The sequence below is a fragment of the Thermobacillus xylanilyticus genome (genome assembly GCF_907165215.1).
Classification (GTDB): Bacteria; Bacillota; Bacilli; order Paenibacillales; family Paenibacillaceae; genus Thermobacillus; species Thermobacillus xylanilyticus.
Genome location: NZ_CAJRAY010000026.1, coordinates 100,587 through 115,540, shown reverse-complemented (window position 1 = coordinate 115,540; position 14,954 = coordinate 100,587). Strand labels below are relative to the sequence as shown.

At 61.1% G+C, this 14,954-nt stretch carries 17 protein-coding genes and 1 pseudogene; 9 read left to right on the top strand and 9 right to left on the bottom strand.

Annotated features, from left to right (window positions below):
- Positions 1-35 precede the first annotated feature (35 nt).
- Positions 36-2,129 (top strand): multicopper oxidase family protein, encoded by a 2,094-nt coding sequence (locus tag KJQ12_RS06290; protein WP_213483931.1) that lies wholly within the window; start codon positions 36-38, stop codon positions 2,127-2,129.
- 10 nt (positions 2,130-2,139) lie between these two features.
- Positions 2,140-2,829: an MBL fold metallo-hydrolase gene (locus KJQ12_RS06285; RefSeq protein ID WP_213483930.1), complete on the top strand. Its 690-nt coding sequence runs from the start codon at positions 2,140-2,142 to the stop codon at positions 2,827-2,829.
- Positions 2,830-2,872: 43 nt separating this feature from the next.
- Here the strand turns inward: KJQ12_RS06285 and KJQ12_RS19815 are convergent, their stop codons facing one another.
- Both KJQ12_RS19815 and KJQ12_RS19810 read right to left on the bottom strand, forming a co-directional pair.
- Positions 2,873-3,283, bottom strand: a complete 411-nt coding sequence (locus KJQ12_RS19815; protein ID WP_342344831.1) for an oxidoreductase — start codon at positions 3,281-3,283, stop codon at positions 2,873-2,875.
- On the bottom strand, positions 3,259-3,972 hold the full coding sequence (locus KJQ12_RS19810) for an oxidoreductase (protein ID WP_342344830.1): 714 nt from the start codon (positions 3,970-3,972) through the stop codon (positions 3,259-3,261). The genes KJQ12_RS19815 and KJQ12_RS19810 overlap by 25 nt, the downstream gene beginning before the upstream one ends.
- A 128-nt stretch (positions 3,973-4,100) precedes the next feature.
- Between KJQ12_RS19810 and KJQ12_RS06275 the strand changes: the two genes are divergently transcribed.
- Together KJQ12_RS06275 and KJQ12_RS06270 are read left to right on the top strand one after the other, a co-directional pair.
- Positions 4,101-5,018, top strand: a complete 918-nt coding sequence (locus tag KJQ12_RS06275; protein WP_213483929.1) for a LysR family transcriptional regulator — start codon at positions 4,101-4,103, stop codon at positions 5,016-5,018.
- A 14-nt stretch (positions 5,019-5,032) separates the two neighbouring features.
- On the top strand, positions 5,033-5,743 hold the full coding sequence (locus KJQ12_RS06270; protein WP_213483928.1) for a M50 family metallopeptidase: 711 nt from the start codon (positions 5,033-5,035) through the stop codon (positions 5,741-5,743).
- Positions 5,744-5,750: 7 nt separating this feature from the next.
- Here the strand turns inward: KJQ12_RS06270 and KJQ12_RS06265 are convergent, their stop codons facing one another.
- From KJQ12_RS06265 to KJQ12_RS06260, 3 genes and pseudogenes are all read right to left on the bottom strand, one after another.
- Complete coding sequence (locus tag KJQ12_RS06265; protein WP_213483927.1) at positions 5,751-6,806, bottom strand: flavin-containing monooxygenase; 1,056 nt, start codon at positions 6,804-6,806, stop codon at positions 5,751-5,753.
- A 119-nt stretch (positions 6,807-6,925) separates the two neighbouring features.
- A complete protein-coding gene (locus KJQ12_RS19870) occupies positions 6,926-7,081 on the bottom strand; it encodes a zinc-binding dehydrogenase (RefSeq protein WP_353682049.1) in 156 nt (51 codons plus the stop codon).
- A pseudogene (locus KJQ12_RS06260) lies at positions 7,015-7,209 on the bottom strand (NADP-dependent oxidoreductase); the annotation flags it as partial. The pseudogene KJQ12_RS06260 and the gene KJQ12_RS19870, both read right to left, overlap by 67 nt.
- A 125-nt stretch (positions 7,210-7,334) precedes the next feature.
- On the opposite strand from KJQ12_RS06260, the gene KJQ12_RS06255 reads away from it, so the two are divergent.
- Positions 7,335-8,267: a LysR family transcriptional regulator gene (locus KJQ12_RS06255; protein WP_213483925.1), complete on the top strand. Its 933-nt coding sequence runs from the start codon at positions 7,335-7,337 to the stop codon at positions 8,265-8,267.
- Positions 8,268-8,294: 27 nt separating this feature from the next.
- Complete coding sequence (locus tag KJQ12_RS06250; protein WP_213483924.1) at positions 8,295-8,819, top strand: DinB family protein; 525 nt, start codon at positions 8,295-8,297, stop codon at positions 8,817-8,819.
- A gap of 59 nt (positions 8,820-8,878) precedes the next feature.
- On the opposite strand, the gene KJQ12_RS06245 is transcribed toward KJQ12_RS06250, so the two are convergent.
- Both KJQ12_RS06245 and KJQ12_RS06240 read right to left on the bottom strand, forming a co-directional pair.
- Positions 8,879-9,469 carry a CGNR zinc finger domain-containing protein gene (locus KJQ12_RS06245; RefSeq protein WP_244860460.1) on the bottom strand — a complete coding sequence of 197 codons (591 nt, stop codon included), beginning with the start codon at positions 9,467-9,469 and terminating at the stop codon, positions 8,879-8,881.
- A gap of 11 nt (positions 9,470-9,480) precedes the next feature.
- A complete protein-coding gene (locus KJQ12_RS06240) occupies positions 9,481-9,696 on the bottom strand; it encodes a hypothetical protein (protein WP_213483923.1) in 216 nt (71 codons plus the stop codon).
- A gap of 153 nt (positions 9,697-9,849) precedes the next feature.
- Here KJQ12_RS06240 and KJQ12_RS06235 point away from each other — a divergent pair, with 153 nt between their 5' ends.
- The 3 genes from KJQ12_RS06235 to KJQ12_RS06225 all read left to right on the top strand — a co-directional run bounded on the left by KJQ12_RS06235 (position 9,850) and on the right by KJQ12_RS06225 (position 11,457).
- Positions 9,850-10,068 carry a hypothetical protein gene (locus tag KJQ12_RS06235; RefSeq protein ID WP_213483922.1) on the top strand — a complete coding sequence of 73 codons (219 nt, stop codon included), beginning with the start codon at positions 9,850-9,852 and terminating at the stop codon, positions 10,066-10,068.
- A 54-nt stretch (positions 10,069-10,122) separates the two neighbouring features.
- Positions 10,123-10,863, top strand: a complete 741-nt coding sequence (locus tag KJQ12_RS06230; RefSeq protein ID WP_213483921.1) for a hypothetical protein — start codon at positions 10,123-10,125, stop codon at positions 10,861-10,863.
- Positions 10,864-10,944: 81 nt separating this feature from the next.
- Positions 10,945-11,457, top strand: a complete 513-nt coding sequence (locus tag KJQ12_RS06225) for a hypothetical protein (RefSeq protein WP_213483920.1) — start codon at positions 10,945-10,947, stop codon at positions 11,455-11,457.
- A 10-nt stretch (positions 11,458-11,467) separates the two neighbouring features.
- On the opposite strand, the gene KJQ12_RS06220 is transcribed toward KJQ12_RS06225, so the two are convergent.
- Entirely contained in the window at positions 11,468-14,515 is a 3,048-nt protein-coding gene (locus KJQ12_RS06220; protein WP_015256170.1) for an FG-GAP repeat domain-containing protein, read from the bottom strand.
- Positions 14,512-14,937: a hypothetical protein gene (locus KJQ12_RS06215; protein ID WP_015256169.1), complete on the bottom strand. Its 426-nt coding sequence runs from the start codon at positions 14,935-14,937 to the stop codon at positions 14,512-14,514. The genes KJQ12_RS06220 and KJQ12_RS06215 overlap by 4 nt, the downstream gene beginning before the upstream one ends.
- Positions 14,938-14,954 lie beyond the last annotated feature (17 nt).

Below are 14,954 nucleotides of genomic sequence, written 5' to 3'. Positions count from 1 at the left end.
AGCGCGGCGGAAGGAGGCGTTAAGGAGGCAGTCCGGTGTTTGAAACCTTTTCCGCGCTTGAAGTTTTGCTGCTCATGGGACTGTCGATCGTCGGGGTCATGGCCGGAATCGCGGCGAACGGGTTGAAATATGCGGTGTTCCGGCCATCCCCTCATCCGCTCTGGAGACGGGCGGCGCACATCGGTTCATGGGCGGGCATCCTGCTGGTGATCCTGTGGGGTGCCGTCACGGCGGCGGTTTATTTTGCGCTGGGTTGGGCATTCGTCATGGACCGCGTCGTCGTCATGCTGCCGCTCCTCGCGCTGCCGGCGCTGCTCGTCGCCGCACGCGCGCTGCCCGCGCTGAGAGGGGACAAGGCGATGACGCCGGAGGCCGCGGCGAACGTTGCGGCAGCCGTGCACACGATGGCAGCCGGCACGCTGCTCGTGCTGTACCTGGTATGGTTCGATATCCCCTCCGTCCCGGATCTGCGGGAATCGACGATGTACCTGGCCATGCTGGCCGGAACCGCGGCGCTCTTGCAGCTGTACCATCGGCGGCGCGTCCGGACCATCGAGGCCCGGGGGCGCGGCTATCTGGCGATGGCGATCCGCAGCGCCGCGTTCACGCTGTCGGCCGTCGTCCTGCTGATGGCATGGTTCCTGTGGTCGATGGAGCGCAGCAAATTTCCCGCGTCCATGTCCATGCTCCACCCCGAGACGTTCGAATATGGCGGAGGTGCCGTGCCTGCCGGAGCGGTGTCGTCAGCGCATCATGATCATCATGCCCGCCATGCCGTTGCGTCCGCGGCCGGCAGCGCGGCGATCAGCGTCACCGATCTGACCGGTCCGCGGACCGGCGAGCCTGACGCGCGGTTCACGCTCGTCGCGCAGAAGCAAATGATCGAGCTTGCCTCGGGACACACGGTCGAAGCGTGGACGTTCAACGGCCAGGTGCCGGGCCCGCAGCTCGTGGTCCGCGAAGGCGATCTGGTCGAAGTGGAGCTCATCAACAAGGACATTGAGCTTGGCGTCACGGTGCACTGGCACGGCGTCGATGTGCCGAACGCCGAAGACGGGGTGGCGGGCCTCACCCAGAACGCCGTCATGCCCGGTGAATCCCATACGTACCGCTTCGTCGTGAACGAGACGGGCACCCACTGGTACCACTCCCATCAGGCTTCCTCGGTCCAGGTGGCGAAAGGGCTGTTCGGCGCCTTCATCATACTGCCGAAGGACGGCGCCGAAGCGGGCGGCGGGACGGCGGATGTCACGATTTTCTCCCACGACTGGGAGACGCCGGACGGGACGCGGACGGTACTGCATTTGCCCGGGCCGGCGTCCGGCGGGCAGCGGATCATCCCGCCCGGCACGGAAGTGCGGCTCCGGCTCGTCAACAGCGCCAGCTACACGAAATTGTTCTCGCTCCACGGAACGCCTTTCCGGGTATCCGCGATCGACGGCTGGGACATCCACGAACCGGAAGCCGTCACCGGCATGCGGCTGAAGATCGGAGGCGGCGGGCGGTACGACGTGACGTTCACGATGCCGGACCATCCGGTCGCCTTGACGCTGGACGGGCGGGAACCCGAGACCACGATTATATTCAGCAAAGACGGGCAAGAAGCGGCGGATATCCGGACGGGAGGCCCGATCCTGGACCCGCTGGCATACGGCTCGTACGCCCCGGCGCCCATCGACGGCAATGCCGCGTTCGACCGGGAGTTTCTGACGGTGCTCGACCAGATCTACCTGGGGCATTATAATGGAAACTCGAACACGCTCTGGGCCATCAACGGGGAAGTGTTCCCGCGTACGCCGACGTTCGTGGTCGAGGAAGGGGATCTGGTCAAAACGCGCATCGTCAACCGGACGTTCTCGGATCACCCCATGCATCTGCACGGCCACCATATGGTCGTCCTGAGCCGGAACGGCACGCCGTACAAAGGCAGTCCGCTCGTGCTCGACACGCTGCTCGTGGATCCGGGCGAAACGTATGAGGTGGCGTTCCGCGCCGACAATCCGGGCATCTGGATGGACCACTGCCATATCCTGGACCACGCGGCATGGGGGATGTCGATGCATTTGACGTACGCCAATGTCACGACCCCTTATACGGTCGGCGAGGCTTCGGGGAATCATCCGGAATAGAGGTGGGCTTGTGAACATCATCGAACTGAGCTTGCCGTTCGAATTGAACGGTCAAACCGATGTCATCTATCCGAGTCTGATCGCGGCGGATCATGTGCTGGCGCTGGTGGATGCCGGGTATCCGGGCTTTCTGCCGCGCATCGAGCAGGAGATCGCAAGACACGGCTATGACGCGCGGAATCTGACCCACGTCATCATGACGCATTACGATATCGATCACATCGGGGCACTGCATGACCTCAAAGCCAAATACCCCGGGGTCCGGATCATCGCCAGCGAGCGGGAAGCGGGGGCCATCAGCGGCGAGCGGAAGTCGGAGCGGCTGATCCAGGCCGAGAACATGCAGCAACATCTGCCCGAGGAGCAGCAGGAGTTCGGCCGCTGGTTCATCCGGCAGCTGGAGAGCCTGAAGCATGTGCCCGTTGACGAAACGGTGCGCGACGGCGACGAGCTGTTCGACGGACGGTGCCGCGTCATCGCGACGCCCGGTCATACGCCCGGACATATCTCGCTGCATATTCCCGAATTGAACAGCGTGATTGCCGGCGATGCGGCGGTGAACGAGAACGGACGGCTCGCCATCGCCAATCCGCAGTTCTGTCTCGATCTGTCCGGCGCGGAGCAATCGCTCGGGAAGCTGACGGCACTGCGCGCGGCTCATTATTACTGCTACCACGGCGGGAAGCTGGATATGGCCTAACAGAACGTCCCCCGGCCGAATGCGCGGCCGGGGGACGTCTTCTTTATCGGAGCGCGCACTCCTCGTCCCGGATCGTGGCGATCGGGTGCAGGAAGGCATGATCGAACGGCGCGAGCGGAAGGCCCGTTTTCACCTTGCGCGGCCAATCCGGATTGACGAGGGCGCTCGTCCCGATCGCCGCGAGGTCGGCATCGCCGTCCGCCAGCAGGCGCTCCGCCCGTTCGGGTTCGCCCAGCTTGTCGTTGGCGATGACGGGCAGGCCGCCATAGGTCTTGGCCAGCGCGGCGAGTGTCGGCCCGTCTTCTCCAATGGCCGGGCGGAACGCCTTGTACTCGGTGGTATGGATATAGTCGGCCTTCGCCGCGGCGAGTGCGGTGAAGATGATCCGGGCGTCCTCGAGGCCGTTCCGCCATTTGTGGTCGAAGTCATTCACCTTGCCCTGGGAAATGCGCACGCCGACGACGAAGTCCGGTCCGCCGCATGCCGGATCGCTTCCAGCACTTGCACGGTCAGGCGGACGCGGTTGGCGGCGGGTCCGCCGTATTCATCCGTCCGCAAGTTGATCCCTTCGCTCAGAAACTGGTCCAGCAGATAACCGTTCGCCGCATGCACCTCGACGCCGTCGAACCCGACTTGCTTCGCTCTCCGCGCGGCCGCCGCGAACCCGCTGATGACGGCATCGATCTCTTCGCGCGTCATTTCGCGGGGGACGGCGAACTCGCCGCTGCCGCCGTGCTCCTCAAGCTGCCTGCCCTTCGGCTTCACCGCCGAAGGCGCGATCGCCTCCCGGACGAACCGGTTGTACTGCACGAGCGCGCCGGCATGCATCAACTGGCAGATGATCCGGCCGCCCGCGCGATGCACCGCTTCGACCACCGGACGCCACGAAGCCGCCTGCTCCTCGTCGGCGATGCCGGGCTGGTTCTCGTACGCCTGGCTGTGCGCCAGGTCGGGATACGCGCCCTCCGTGATGAGCAGGCCGAACCCGCCCTCGGCAAACCGGGTATAGTACCGGACCATCCGGTCATTCGCGAGGCCGGACGGCTCCGCGCTCGTGCGCGTCATCGGCGCCAGCGCGATCCGGTTCGGCAGGGACAGCGGGCCGAGCCGGTATGGTGCAAAGAGATGTGCATAAGACTGCATGTCGATCATTCCCTCCCGCAGTGAAATGGTGATGGCGAGAGTTATTGTAATGCGGGATTTACATAACGTAAAATGATCAATAAAGATAAAGGTACCAATTATTTTGATAGATGAGCGGTGAGGAAGCCATGGAGCTGACGGACCTGAAAATTTTTCTGGCGGTGGCCGAGGAAGGCAGCGTATCCGCTGCCGCCCGGAAGCTGGACTATGTGCAGTCGAATGTGACGACCCGGCTGCGGAAGCTCGAGTCGGAGCTGGGCGTCCCGCTGTTTCACCGGCATCCGAAAGGCGTCGTGCTGTCGGAGCGGGGGGCTCTGTTCCGCGAGTACGCCCGAAAGATTCTGCAGCTTGCGGAGGATGCGGCCAAGGCGGTGCGGGAGACGGAAGAGCCGGGCGGAACGCTTGCGATCGGCGTCGTCGAGACGGTCGCTTCCGCCGGGCTGCTGCACGTGCTGTCCGATTTTCAGACCCGCTATCCGCACGTCTCGCTCTCGCTGGTGACGGGAACATCGCCGGATCTGTGCGCGAAGGTGCTGAATTATGAATTGGACGGAGCGTTCGTGACGGGGGAGATCGGTTCGTCCCTGCTGGTCTCCGATTACGAGATTCGGGACGTCGTCGGACTGGTGACGCGGAGCGGCGGGGAAGAGCCGGATCTGTCCCGGGCGACATGGGTGGTGTTCCCGCAAGGGTGCCCGTTCCGCGCGGTGACGGAGGCATGGCTGGAAAGCGAGGGTTTGCGGCCGGCGCAAGTGATCGAGACCGCCACGCTGGAGACGATGCTGGGCTGCGTGCGGTCCGGCCTGGGGGCGACGCTGCTGCCCGTATCCGCGCTGCCGGAAGGAGACGGGACGCTGCGCGTTGTGCCCGTCCCCGAGGCGTACCGGCACATGACGACCCGGCTGATCCGCCGCCGGGATCGGTTCGTCAGCAAGGCGTTCACCGCCTTCGTCGAGCGGCTCAGGGTGCACGGGTTCGGCGGGCAGCGCGCGTTCGTTGACGCGCCCCCCGACGCCCGGTATGATAAGGAAAAATCTTCCGTATGAAATGAGGGGCGCCCATGCAATCCTGGGTGAAAATGGCGCTGTTCGTCCTGGTCACCGCGATCTTGACCCGGCTGGTGCCGTTCTCGGCGTTCTTCCGCAATGTCTATACGCTGGTGCACGAGATGGCGCACGCCGTCATGACCTTGCTGCTCTCCGGCAGCGTCCTGTACATCCATCTGTACGCCGACCAGAGCGGCGTCACGCACTCGATGATCCAGGCCGGCTGGCGGTCGATTCTGATTTCCCTCGCCGGATATACCGGCGCCTCCCTGTTCGCGTGGCTGCTGTTCCGCCTGCAGGCGAGCGGGCGCGAGAAGATCGGGCTGCTGCTTGCCGCCGCCATCGCTTCCCTCGGGCTGCTTCTCTTCGTCCGCAACGGGTACGGCATGCTGTGGTGCCTGGGGTTTGCGGTCATCACGCTGCTGGTCTGCTTCCTGACCCCGAACTGGCTGCGCATCTTCTACGCCTCGCTTGTCGCGTTCATCTGCCTCGTGGAATCGGTCATCAGTTCCGTGACGATTCTGGCGATCGCGATCATGGACCCGGCGGGGGCCGGTGACGCGGCGAACCTGAGCCGGGCGACTGCCGTTCCCGCCGTGGTGTGGGGGCTGTACTTCGCATGGGTTGCCCTGTGGTGCGCGCGAAATGCGACATCGCTCCTGTTCCGCTCCATCTGGAACCGCCGCGCCGAAGAACGCCGCGAGCCGGAGCGATTTCCGATGTAACGCCGGATCAGGCGCGCATGGCGCGGCCGGCCGCAATGCGCCGGACGATCGCCTCCGCATCCTTCCCCACGCCGCCGATCAGCGCGGAATTGCGCGACGTCTGCCACGGCAGGCCGACGTAGTACAGGCCGCTCACTGGACTTGCGCCCCGCTCGTGCAGCGGCTTGCCCTCCGCGTCCAGGGCGCCCGGAATCCGCAGCCAGCCGTAATCGGACCGGAATCCGGTCGCCCATACGACATTGTCCGCCTCCGCCGCCGTGCCGTCCGCGAAATGCACGGTCCGTCCCTCCGCGCGGACGGCTTTCGGCTTGAGCACGATCCGCTTCGCGGCGATCAGGCGCTTCAGCTCGAAGCCGAACACGGGATCGGGCCGCTTCCGGACGATCCGGCCGATGCGCGAATCGGACGGCGCGTTCAGTATCCCCAGCGCGTCGAACCACCAGAAGGCGCTTCGCCCGGCGATCGCGAGCGGGAAGAACGTCATCCGGTGCGCGGCGGACAGCGTGACCCGATGGCTTGCGGCCAGCTCGACCGCGATCTGCGCGCCGGAATTGCCGCCGCCGACGACGAGCGCCGCGCCCGGCTTCAAATCGGCCGGATTCCGGTAACGCGCCGAGTGCAGCTGGACGACGTCCGGGTCTAGCCGGCTTGCCATCGGCGGGACCCAGGGCGCCTGGAACGGTCCCGTGGCGACGATCACCTGCCGGGCGGTGAAGGCGCCCCGGTTCGTCTCCGCCAGAAATTCCCCGTCCGCTTTCCGCAGCGTCAGCACTTCGGTCGCGAGCCGGACGTTCAGTTGATGATCTTCGGCGTATCGCTTAAGCGCCGCGGCGATCTCGTCCTTCACCGGAAAGCCGTCCGGATCGCCGGCGAGGCGCATGCCCGGCAGCTCGCTGTAGTTCCGGGGCGTGAACAGCGTGAGCGAATCATAGCGCCGCCGCCAGACTTCGCCGATTTCACGGCCCTTATCGAGCACCAGGTACGGGATGTTGCGCCGGGAGAGGAAAAATGCTGCCGCCAACCCGGCTTGCCCGCCGCCGATGACCAGCACGTCCGTGTGCATGACCGTTCGCCTCCAAATCAACTTCATAAATTATATATGAACAATTATTCATATATATTGACGAATTGTCAAGGCCAAGGACAGAGACCGCACGCGAACCGTGCGGTCTGGCGATGAGGTCAGTCGATTGTCAGGACGATCTTGCCGCGGCCCCGGCGGGTTTCAATCAGCCGATGGGCTTCGTCGGCCCGTTCCAGCGGGAACGTCTGTTGCCCGGAATTTGCGGTAAACGGACCTCGACATTCCCCGGGTACAGACCGCTCCGCACCGCGCAATCGAAATGCTGCACACCCGCCGCCTTCACCCGCACCCTGACCTGGCCCGGGCCGGCCTGCGGTTCGGGGAGGTCCATCAGCTCCATCACTTCCGGGCCGCCGAATGTCGCAAATGCCGCCGCCTTCATGATTCATCCCTCTTTTCCCTGTTCGGTTCTTGTGCCATTAGTTTATAATGAAACCGAAATAAACAAAAATATATATTCTGATATATGAATCATATACTCGGATATATGGGGCAGGAGGAGATCGCATGGAACTGTTGCAGCTGCAGTATTTCCGCACAGTGGCCCGGCTGGAACACATGACGCGCGCGGCGCAGGAGCTGCGCATCGCGCAGCCTGCGCTGAGCAAGACGATCGCGCGGCTGGAAGAGCACGTGGGGGTGCCGCTGTTTGACCGTCAGAGCGGGAGAATCCGGCTGAACGCGTTCGGCAGAACCTTTTTGCACAAAGTGGAGACCGCGCTCAATCTGCTGGAGGAAGCGAAGCGGGAAGTGGCCGAACTGGCGGGTCTGGAGCAGGGGAGCATCCGGCTGGTGACCTCGACGATGACTTCCCTCGTCGAACCGATCCGTGAATTTCTGGAGCGGCATCCGAACGTCGACATGCAGATTACGCACGCGGCTTCGATGGACGAGTTGGCCGCGTCGATCGATTCCGGGGAGGCGGACATCGGGTTCTCGGTGATGCCGATCGACCGGGAAGGGGTGGAGCAGTCCCGGGTGCTCGGCGAAGAGCTGTACCTTGTCGTGCCCCGGAAACACCGGCTGGCCGGCCGCTCCGCCGTCCGTCTCGCCGATGCCGCGGGCGAGCCGTTCATCGGGTACAAGGAAGGGTTTATTTTTCAGGATGTGAACGACGCGCTGTTCCGGCAGGCCGGCATCTCGCCGCGATTCGTCTGCCGGGTCGACGAGCCTGCCGCGATTCTGAGCCTCGTGCGGGCCGGTCTCGGCGTCGCGCTGTTCGCCTGCATCAATCCCGATGATCCCGAGCTGGTCTACCTGCCGATCAAGCGTCCGGTCTGCCGGCGCGACTACTGGCTCGTATGGCCGCAGCGGAGGTATCTCTCCCTGGCGGCCCGGAAGTTCATCGACTTCATCGGCGGCTATTTCGCTGAGGAGAATCGGAAAAGCGGCTTTTTCAGAGGAACAGACTGGCGTACAATGTCAGCAGGGGAAGTCTGACACGATGTCATTGCGAGGAGGGTGCGCGTGAATTTTAATTTGCAGGAAGCATTGGAGTTGCTGGAGCGAACGCCCCGGACGCTGGAAAGCATGCTGACGGGACTGTCCGATTCGTGGCTTGGGTGCCGCGAAGGGGAAGGAACCTGGAGTGCATCCGAAGTGGTCGACCATCTGATCGAAGCGGAGAAGCGCAATTGGATTCCCCGGATGGAATGGCTGCTTGCGCATGGTGAGGAGCAGCCATTTCCGCCGTTTGACCGGTTCGCCCATTTGCGCCAACCGTCCGGCCGGTCGTTGGAGCAGCGGCTTGCCGAGTTCCGGGAGCTGCGGGACGGGCATGTGGCCAGGCTGCGGGCGTTCATTGACCCGGAGCGGCATCTCGGGCTTAAAGGCATGCACCCGGAATTCGGAAGCGTGACATTGGGCCAGCTGCTCTCGGCCTGGGTGGTGCACGACCTGACCCATCTGTCCCAGATCATCCGGGTGATGGCCAAGCGGTACCGCGACGACGTCGGCCCGTGGGTAGCGTATTTGAAGATCTTGAAGCAGTAGCGATGAAAGGGCGGGTTGCCGCCGCCGGGGCCGAAGCGATCGTATAGGTATGGAGGACGTCATCCGCCTGACTTCTTTTTCTGCCGGGCGTAATATTCGGCCGCCTTCTGACGGTTGCCGCACAATTCCATGCTGCACCAGCGCCGCCTGCCGCTCTTCGAGGTATCGACGAAATGCAGGATGCATGATGGGTGTTCGCACTTCCGAATCCGGTCCGGCGAATGGCTGGCCAGCGTGTCGGCGATGGATTGGATCACCGCATGGCTTGCGCGGTCGGCAGGGCTCCGGCCTTCGTGAACCAGCCGGAACCCGCCGTCCCGCCGTTCCATTCGCGCCTCAATCTCCAGGCCGCGCAGAACTTCCGCAATGTCCGCGCAAGTCCGGTCGGACAACCGTCCGTTCCGCTTCAGATCCGAGATCGCGCCGGCGCAAAGATCACGCAGCCGCATGAGCGCGGGGAGAACGGCGGCCAGCATCCGGCCGGCCGCATGTTTATCTTCGGGGGCTTCCGTCAGCAATCCGTTCGACATAAGCCATTCGACCGCGAAACGCGGATCTTCGAGTCCGTCCGTCCGCTTGCCGTCCCGCATCATGACGGTGTTCGCCAGATTGATCCACAACGCGCCGCCGAGTGTCATGGTCCTGTGCATGGGATTTCTCCTTACAGCCTCAGAATTTCCGCAGTTCCGATCATGTCCACCCTTATTTTATTGGCCGCAGCCGCTTCAAGTCGAGCCGCAATATCCGCCGTCTCGTGATAGATCGGGGGATGGTGCATCGTGCCGTAGTGGATGGGAACTAGCGTCTTTGCATCGAGAATGACGGCGGCGGCGACCGCGATGCGAACCCCGGCCCATGGCAAACGTTGCAGAAGCATGTGCATTCCTCCCCCATGCAAATTGATATAACCATTATAATAGATTATTAACGGTTATATTGTGGGGTTATCATACCACACCAACTATAACCTGTAAATATTAATTTTAAAAGTTATAACTGCGGTCGGAAGACCACATTAATCAATTCTTTCATGACGAATCTGCAGCAATGGTACCCGGAAGACCGCGAGAAATCGGGCATCATCCATGGTGGAGGAGTTGCTCGGGAATTTGAGCAATGCCGACCGGGCAGCGGCGGAGTGGGAAATGAAATTATGGAGGCGTTGCCTCCATTCGAAAAGAACTGCGCATTCGAAGCGCCGGAAACAGATAAGAAAAAGGTTTCTAAATCAAAGGTAATTGACACATAAAAAAACAAAATAGTAATATTTTAGGAGAATACACTTTAATTTAGGAGGGATTTTATGAAGAAAATCAGGTTTGCCGGAATCTTAATTGTTCTATCGTTGGTTCTGCTACCGACTGAAAACATCATAGCATCAGGTGATAAAACATATACCGAAGAAGATCATAAAAGAATTGTAGACCAACTTAAATTTGAAATTGACTCTGCAAAGAACGTGCCTAGTCCCGAAATTATTCTTAAACAAGAGAAAGTCCGTACTGACAGCCAAATTACCCATATGTTGTATGTAGTTCCCCTGTCTTTGGACAAATGGTTATATCGTTATCAATTAAGCAGATGGTCAGAAGCGTTGATAGATGCGGGATTGCCGATGTCAGGAGCGTTCTTGTTCCACTCTTTACAAGATGAACCATCTGATTTGGTTTATAATGCAGGTGAAGGTTACTCCAATACGGTAAAAAACTCAGAAGTCATAAAAAATTTCATTAAAAGTTTCAGAAGTGAACTTCCGTCTTCAGGGAATTACTACAGTAAAATGGGGAGCCTAACTTTAAATAAACCGGTTGATGTCTATTTAAGCCTGAATAAAGTGTCTTATATTGCCGGGGCTGAAAAGATTAACGGTTCATGGAAGGTTTATCTCAGACTTTACGACATATATGATTTTGAACACCAGAACTATACGACTTCCAATGGGGTTCCCAGTGCTTTTGTCACATGGGTGAATAACCATGCTGCTGATGCTCAAGAAGCTGGCGCCATTGTGCCTTATAGTATTACAATTTATATACAGGATTAAGATGAAGTGGGGACTTTATGTCCCCACTTCACCGTTTTTCAATTTTATGTACAATTTTCAATATGCGTCAGGAGGGATTGGATGGCCGCCGGAACCGGCAAATCGCGATCGCGGCTGATCGTCTGGATTGGCGCGATCCTTGCAGCGATCTTGGCGCTGCTTGTCGTGATCACGGAAGTCAGCAAATCGCTGGAGAGGACACAGGCTGAAGTGTGGCGTTTGAACTGGGGATTCGATACGCCCGAGCCGGAGCAGCTTGAGCGGATTCTCGCATACCCCGGAAGGGACCATGCGCAGTATTCGATCGCCCGTTACAGCGAGGAAGCGGTCCGGGAGATGCTTGCCATGCCCGATTGGGTCAGCATCGAGTCCGCGACCGGCTACGTATCCGCATTGATTGATGCCTTCATGACGGATCTGCAGCAATGGTACCCGGAAGACCGCGAGAAAATCGCGCAATTGTTCGTACAGCACCCGCCGGTTTTCGATGAACAGGATTATTACCTTGTCAAAAATGAATCGGACGGCGACCGTCTGATCGCCGTCCTGAATCCCGATCTCCGAACCCTTTATGTGCTGGAATCCTACCAATGATTCGGGTGCGTCACCGAATCTTGAGCTTCATTTGAGCCCGCTCGCCGTAATGGATGATGGTGTAATGGTTGCCGTCGCGCTTCACGCGCAGATTTTTGCCCGTCACGTTGAGCGGCTCGGGGGAGTAGATCTCGATCTCCTGCATCCCCTGCGCGTCAAGCTGCAGCTCCAGCGCGCCCTCCCGGACGGTGAACGCGACCGGGCCGTTGCTGCGGACGACATGGAGGCGCTCCGTTATCTTGGACGAGTCGACAAGATCGACCGCCGTCGGCCCGGGAATGCCGATGTAATGCCCGCCATTGCCCTCGTAATAGAACATGCCGGACGTGTCGACTTCGCGGTCCGCGTACGCCTCGCCGAGCTCCAGCTTCACGCCGAGCGTGCCGGCGTATTCCTTCACATTGGCGGGCACTTGCGAGCCGTCAGGCGTCAGATAAATCTGTCCGCCGTCCGCCTGCACTTTCACATCGGCATAGAACGTGTTCAGCAGCGACCGGGCGATCTGCTGCTCGGTCATGAAGGTGTATTTGTGCGTCTCCCGGACCCGGTTCATGGCGGAGATCATCTTGAGCAGCTTCTCGTACAGATCCGTTCCCGGCTTCATGCTGTGCTCGATATGCTCAAAATTGATGAGCGGAATGTCGAACTGCGCCAGGCTGTCCCATGCCATGCCGTAGTTGAGCGGGTGGGGCGCCGGCGAGAACAGCATGAACGGCTCGGACGGCGTATCGCCGCTGTCGTCGGGCAGCAGGAACGGAATGACGAACAGGAACTCCGCCCCATCCCGCGGCGCCGTGCTCACGTTCGGCGGATTGAACCCGAAGTTCCACCAGATCCCCGCCTCCCGCTGGTTGCGGAACGTCTGCAGCGCGTCCTTGTTGATTCGCCACGTATGATGGTTGACGCCCATGTCGTCGTCCCATTCCAGGCCGAGCGCGTGGAAGGCCGCCTTGTGCAGGGCGATCTCCTGCTTCTCCCGTTCGTCCGACATGTATTCATGCAGGTACATGTGCGGAATGAGCGGAAGATGCTTGCGCTGGATGTACCGGAGGTTCCCCCGCAGATCCTTCGGATAGGGGAACAGCGGACTGTCGATGGCGTAAGGGCTGCCGAATTCCAGATGTCCCGTGATCAGATCCTTCTTCCCGTCCCCGTTCCAGTCGACGACAACGGGCACCGCGTTGCGCCCCGGCTTGATCGTGTTCGTGCCGAAGAAATTGTATTCCTCGCCCGTAAGCGGCCCTTTGTTCGTCAGCGTGCCGTCTTCCCGGCCTTCCAGCAGCACGATCTCTCCGCTTTCGGTGCCGACCAGCAGGTCGGGGATGCCGTCGCTGTTCCAGTCGGTCGCGAACGGCGCGGCGTACCGTCCGACGTTCACCGGCTCGCCGTCCGCCCGGATCGGTTCGGCTGGGTGAAGCTCGAGCGAACCGGAGGCGGTCCCCCTGAACAGATGGAGGCTGCCTTCCGCGTCCCCGACGATGAGATCCGGGATGCCGTCGCCGTCCCAATCGGCGGCGGCGGGCGCGGCTGCTCCGGCGACGGACAGCGCCTGGCCGCCGGCGGTGAAGGTTCCCGCAAGCTTCAGCTTGTTTTTGCCGTTATTTCGGTACAGGACGACTTCGCCATTGCCGCTTCCGAGCACCAGATCGGGGTGACCGTCGCCGTCCCAGTCCACGACGAACGGCGCGGCGTCGCTGTCCGTCCGGACGCCTTTCAGCTTGACGGGCTTCTTGAAGACGAGGTCTGTTGCCTCGCCGTCATTTTCCGCGAAATAGACGTATCCGTCATGCGTGCCGATGATGAAGTCCGTCGCGCCGTCCCGGTTCCAGTCGACGGCTGTCGGGTAGGCCCGGCAGCTGGTGTCGAGCTGCGACAGGAACGAGTTGTATCCCGGCACCCGGCCGAAATGGATGTTCGCCTTCTTGGTCGTCAGCGCCCGGCCGGCGGAGAAGAAGGAGTCGCTTTCCATATTGACGAACCGCGGCGCTTGGTCGGTGCCGATGTTCTCCAGATAGCGGAGCGATTCCATCCAGACGCCGCCGTTGTAGCTGCCGCGCACGACGGAGTAGGTCGGGACCTGGTCGTGTTTTTCCAGCAGCTCGGTGAATTTGATCATGTCCCGCAGCACGAACGAATACAGCGCCTCATAGTGCGCCTGCCAGGCCATCCCCGGTCTGCCGTACGGGCCGTAGGCTTTCTGCACGGAGAAGCCGTGGTGCTCCTTCGCGGCGAACTTGATCAGTTCCGTCCGGAACAGATAGTTGGCGCTGGCATAGCCGAAGTGGAAATATTTCTGTCCTTCTTCGGCCTGCAGATCGAAGCGGGTGATGAACTGCTCGTTCGGCAGGAAATTGTTGGCCCAGATGACGGTGCCGTCGCCCGCCTGATTGGCCGTGAGCAGCGCGAGGTCGCCCTTCTTCACCAGCGGCACGGCCTGATCCGTCACGGCGCCTTCTTCGAAATGAATATGAAACTTCGGATTCAACCCGTTGTAACGGCCGTAAATGTCGCTGAACGACTGCCACACCCGCTGAATCCCCTGCAGGTTGCGGCGCACTTCCGGATACGCGAAGTTCAGCTCGGTATCCTCGATGGGCGTCATGGCCGCGATGCCGGTGAATGCCGCAGGGAAGGCGTCCGCATATTCATGGGACAGGAACAGGATGCCGCCTTGCTCGACATAGGCGATGAGCCGGTCCCGGACTTCCGGCCAGGCGGGTTCGCCGGTCAGGTCCCGGTCCAGGTACACCAGATCATAGGAGTCATCGATGGCGGCCGCATCCAGCTGCCGAACCGTCAGCCGCGCGTTCGCCACCGTGGTTTGCCGCAGGTGATGGAGAATGCCGGCGGCGCTGATCCCCCCGGAGCCGTGCAGGAACAGGACATCGACATGGATTTCCGGGCCGGACGCTGCCGGCGCAGCCTCGGCTTCCTTCAGAAGCGAGGCGGGAAGAACGGGCGAGATGTCTCCCGAACCGCCGACGCATTGGGTGAGCAGGCCGAGCAGGACGATGGCCGGGAGAAGCTTTTTCCATAGCAACTTCAACGACAATCTCATCGGACAAGCCTCCGCTTTACAAATATTCCCAGTGTGGCGGCCAGAAACGGCAGCAGGGTGATGAGCAGCACATTGACGGCATGGAACGAATCGACCAGCGGAAGCCAGGCGTACGGCAGATGGAACAGGCCGTACATATAAATCGCGTCCAACGCCAGGTCATGCAGGGCGTAGACCGGATAAAGCAGCAGGCTGATGATCAGCAGGGACAGGGTGGACAGCACATTGCCCAGCGCTTTGCGATGAGGGGTGAGCAACAGGCCGATGACGAAAGAGCCCGGCACGATGACGGCGGGGAACCAGCCGATCATATGAAAGGTGTCCACGCCCGCCCTCCATAGGCCGTAGCCCGCGGCGGCGATGAGCAGCAGCAGGATCAGATGATAGAATACCAACCGCAGATTGTTCCGGATATAAAACACGATACCGACCACCCGAG

Excerpts from the sequence above, each read along its gene's own strand:
- KJQ12_RS19810 (WP_342344830.1), bottom strand. The coding sequence starts at position 3,972 with ATGCAGTCTTATGCACATCTCTTTGCACCATACCGGCTCGGCCCGCTG.
- KJQ12_RS06275 (WP_213483929.1), top strand. The coding sequence starts at position 4,101 with ATGGAGCTGACGGACCTGAAAATTTTTCTGGCGGTGGCCGAGGAAGGC.
- KJQ12_RS06270 (WP_213483928.1), top strand. The coding sequence starts at position 5,033 with ATGCAATCCTGGGTGAAAATGGCGCTGTTCGTCCTGGTCACCGCGATC.
- KJQ12_RS06265 (WP_213483927.1), bottom strand. The coding sequence starts at position 6,806 with ATGCACACGGACGTGCTGGTCATCGGCGGCGGGCAAGCCGGGTTGGCG.
- KJQ12_RS06255 (WP_213483925.1), top strand. The coding sequence starts at position 7,335 with ATGGAACTGTTGCAGCTGCAGTATTTCCGCACAGTGGCCCGGCTGGAA.
- KJQ12_RS06245 (WP_244860460.1), bottom strand. The coding sequence starts at position 9,469 with ATGCACAGGACCATGACACTCGGCGGCGCGTTGTGGATCAATCTGGCG.
- KJQ12_RS06240 (WP_213483923.1), bottom strand. The coding sequence starts at position 9,696 with ATGCTTCTGCAACGTTTGCCATGGGCCGGGGTTCGCATCGCGGTCGCC.
- KJQ12_RS06235 (WP_213483922.1), top strand. The coding sequence starts at position 9,850 with ATGACGAATCTGCAGCAATGGTACCCGGAAGACCGCGAGAAATCGGGC.
- KJQ12_RS06230 (WP_213483921.1), top strand. The coding sequence starts at position 10,123 with ATGAAGAAAATCAGGTTTGCCGGAATCTTAATTGTTCTATCGTTGGTT.
- KJQ12_RS06225 (WP_213483920.1), top strand. The coding sequence starts at position 10,945 with ATGGCCGCCGGAACCGGCAAATCGCGATCGCGGCTGATCGTCTGGATT.
- KJQ12_RS06220 (WP_015256170.1), bottom strand. The coding sequence starts at position 14,515 with ATGAGATTGTCGTTGAAGTTGCTATGGAAAAAGCTTCTCCCGGCCATC.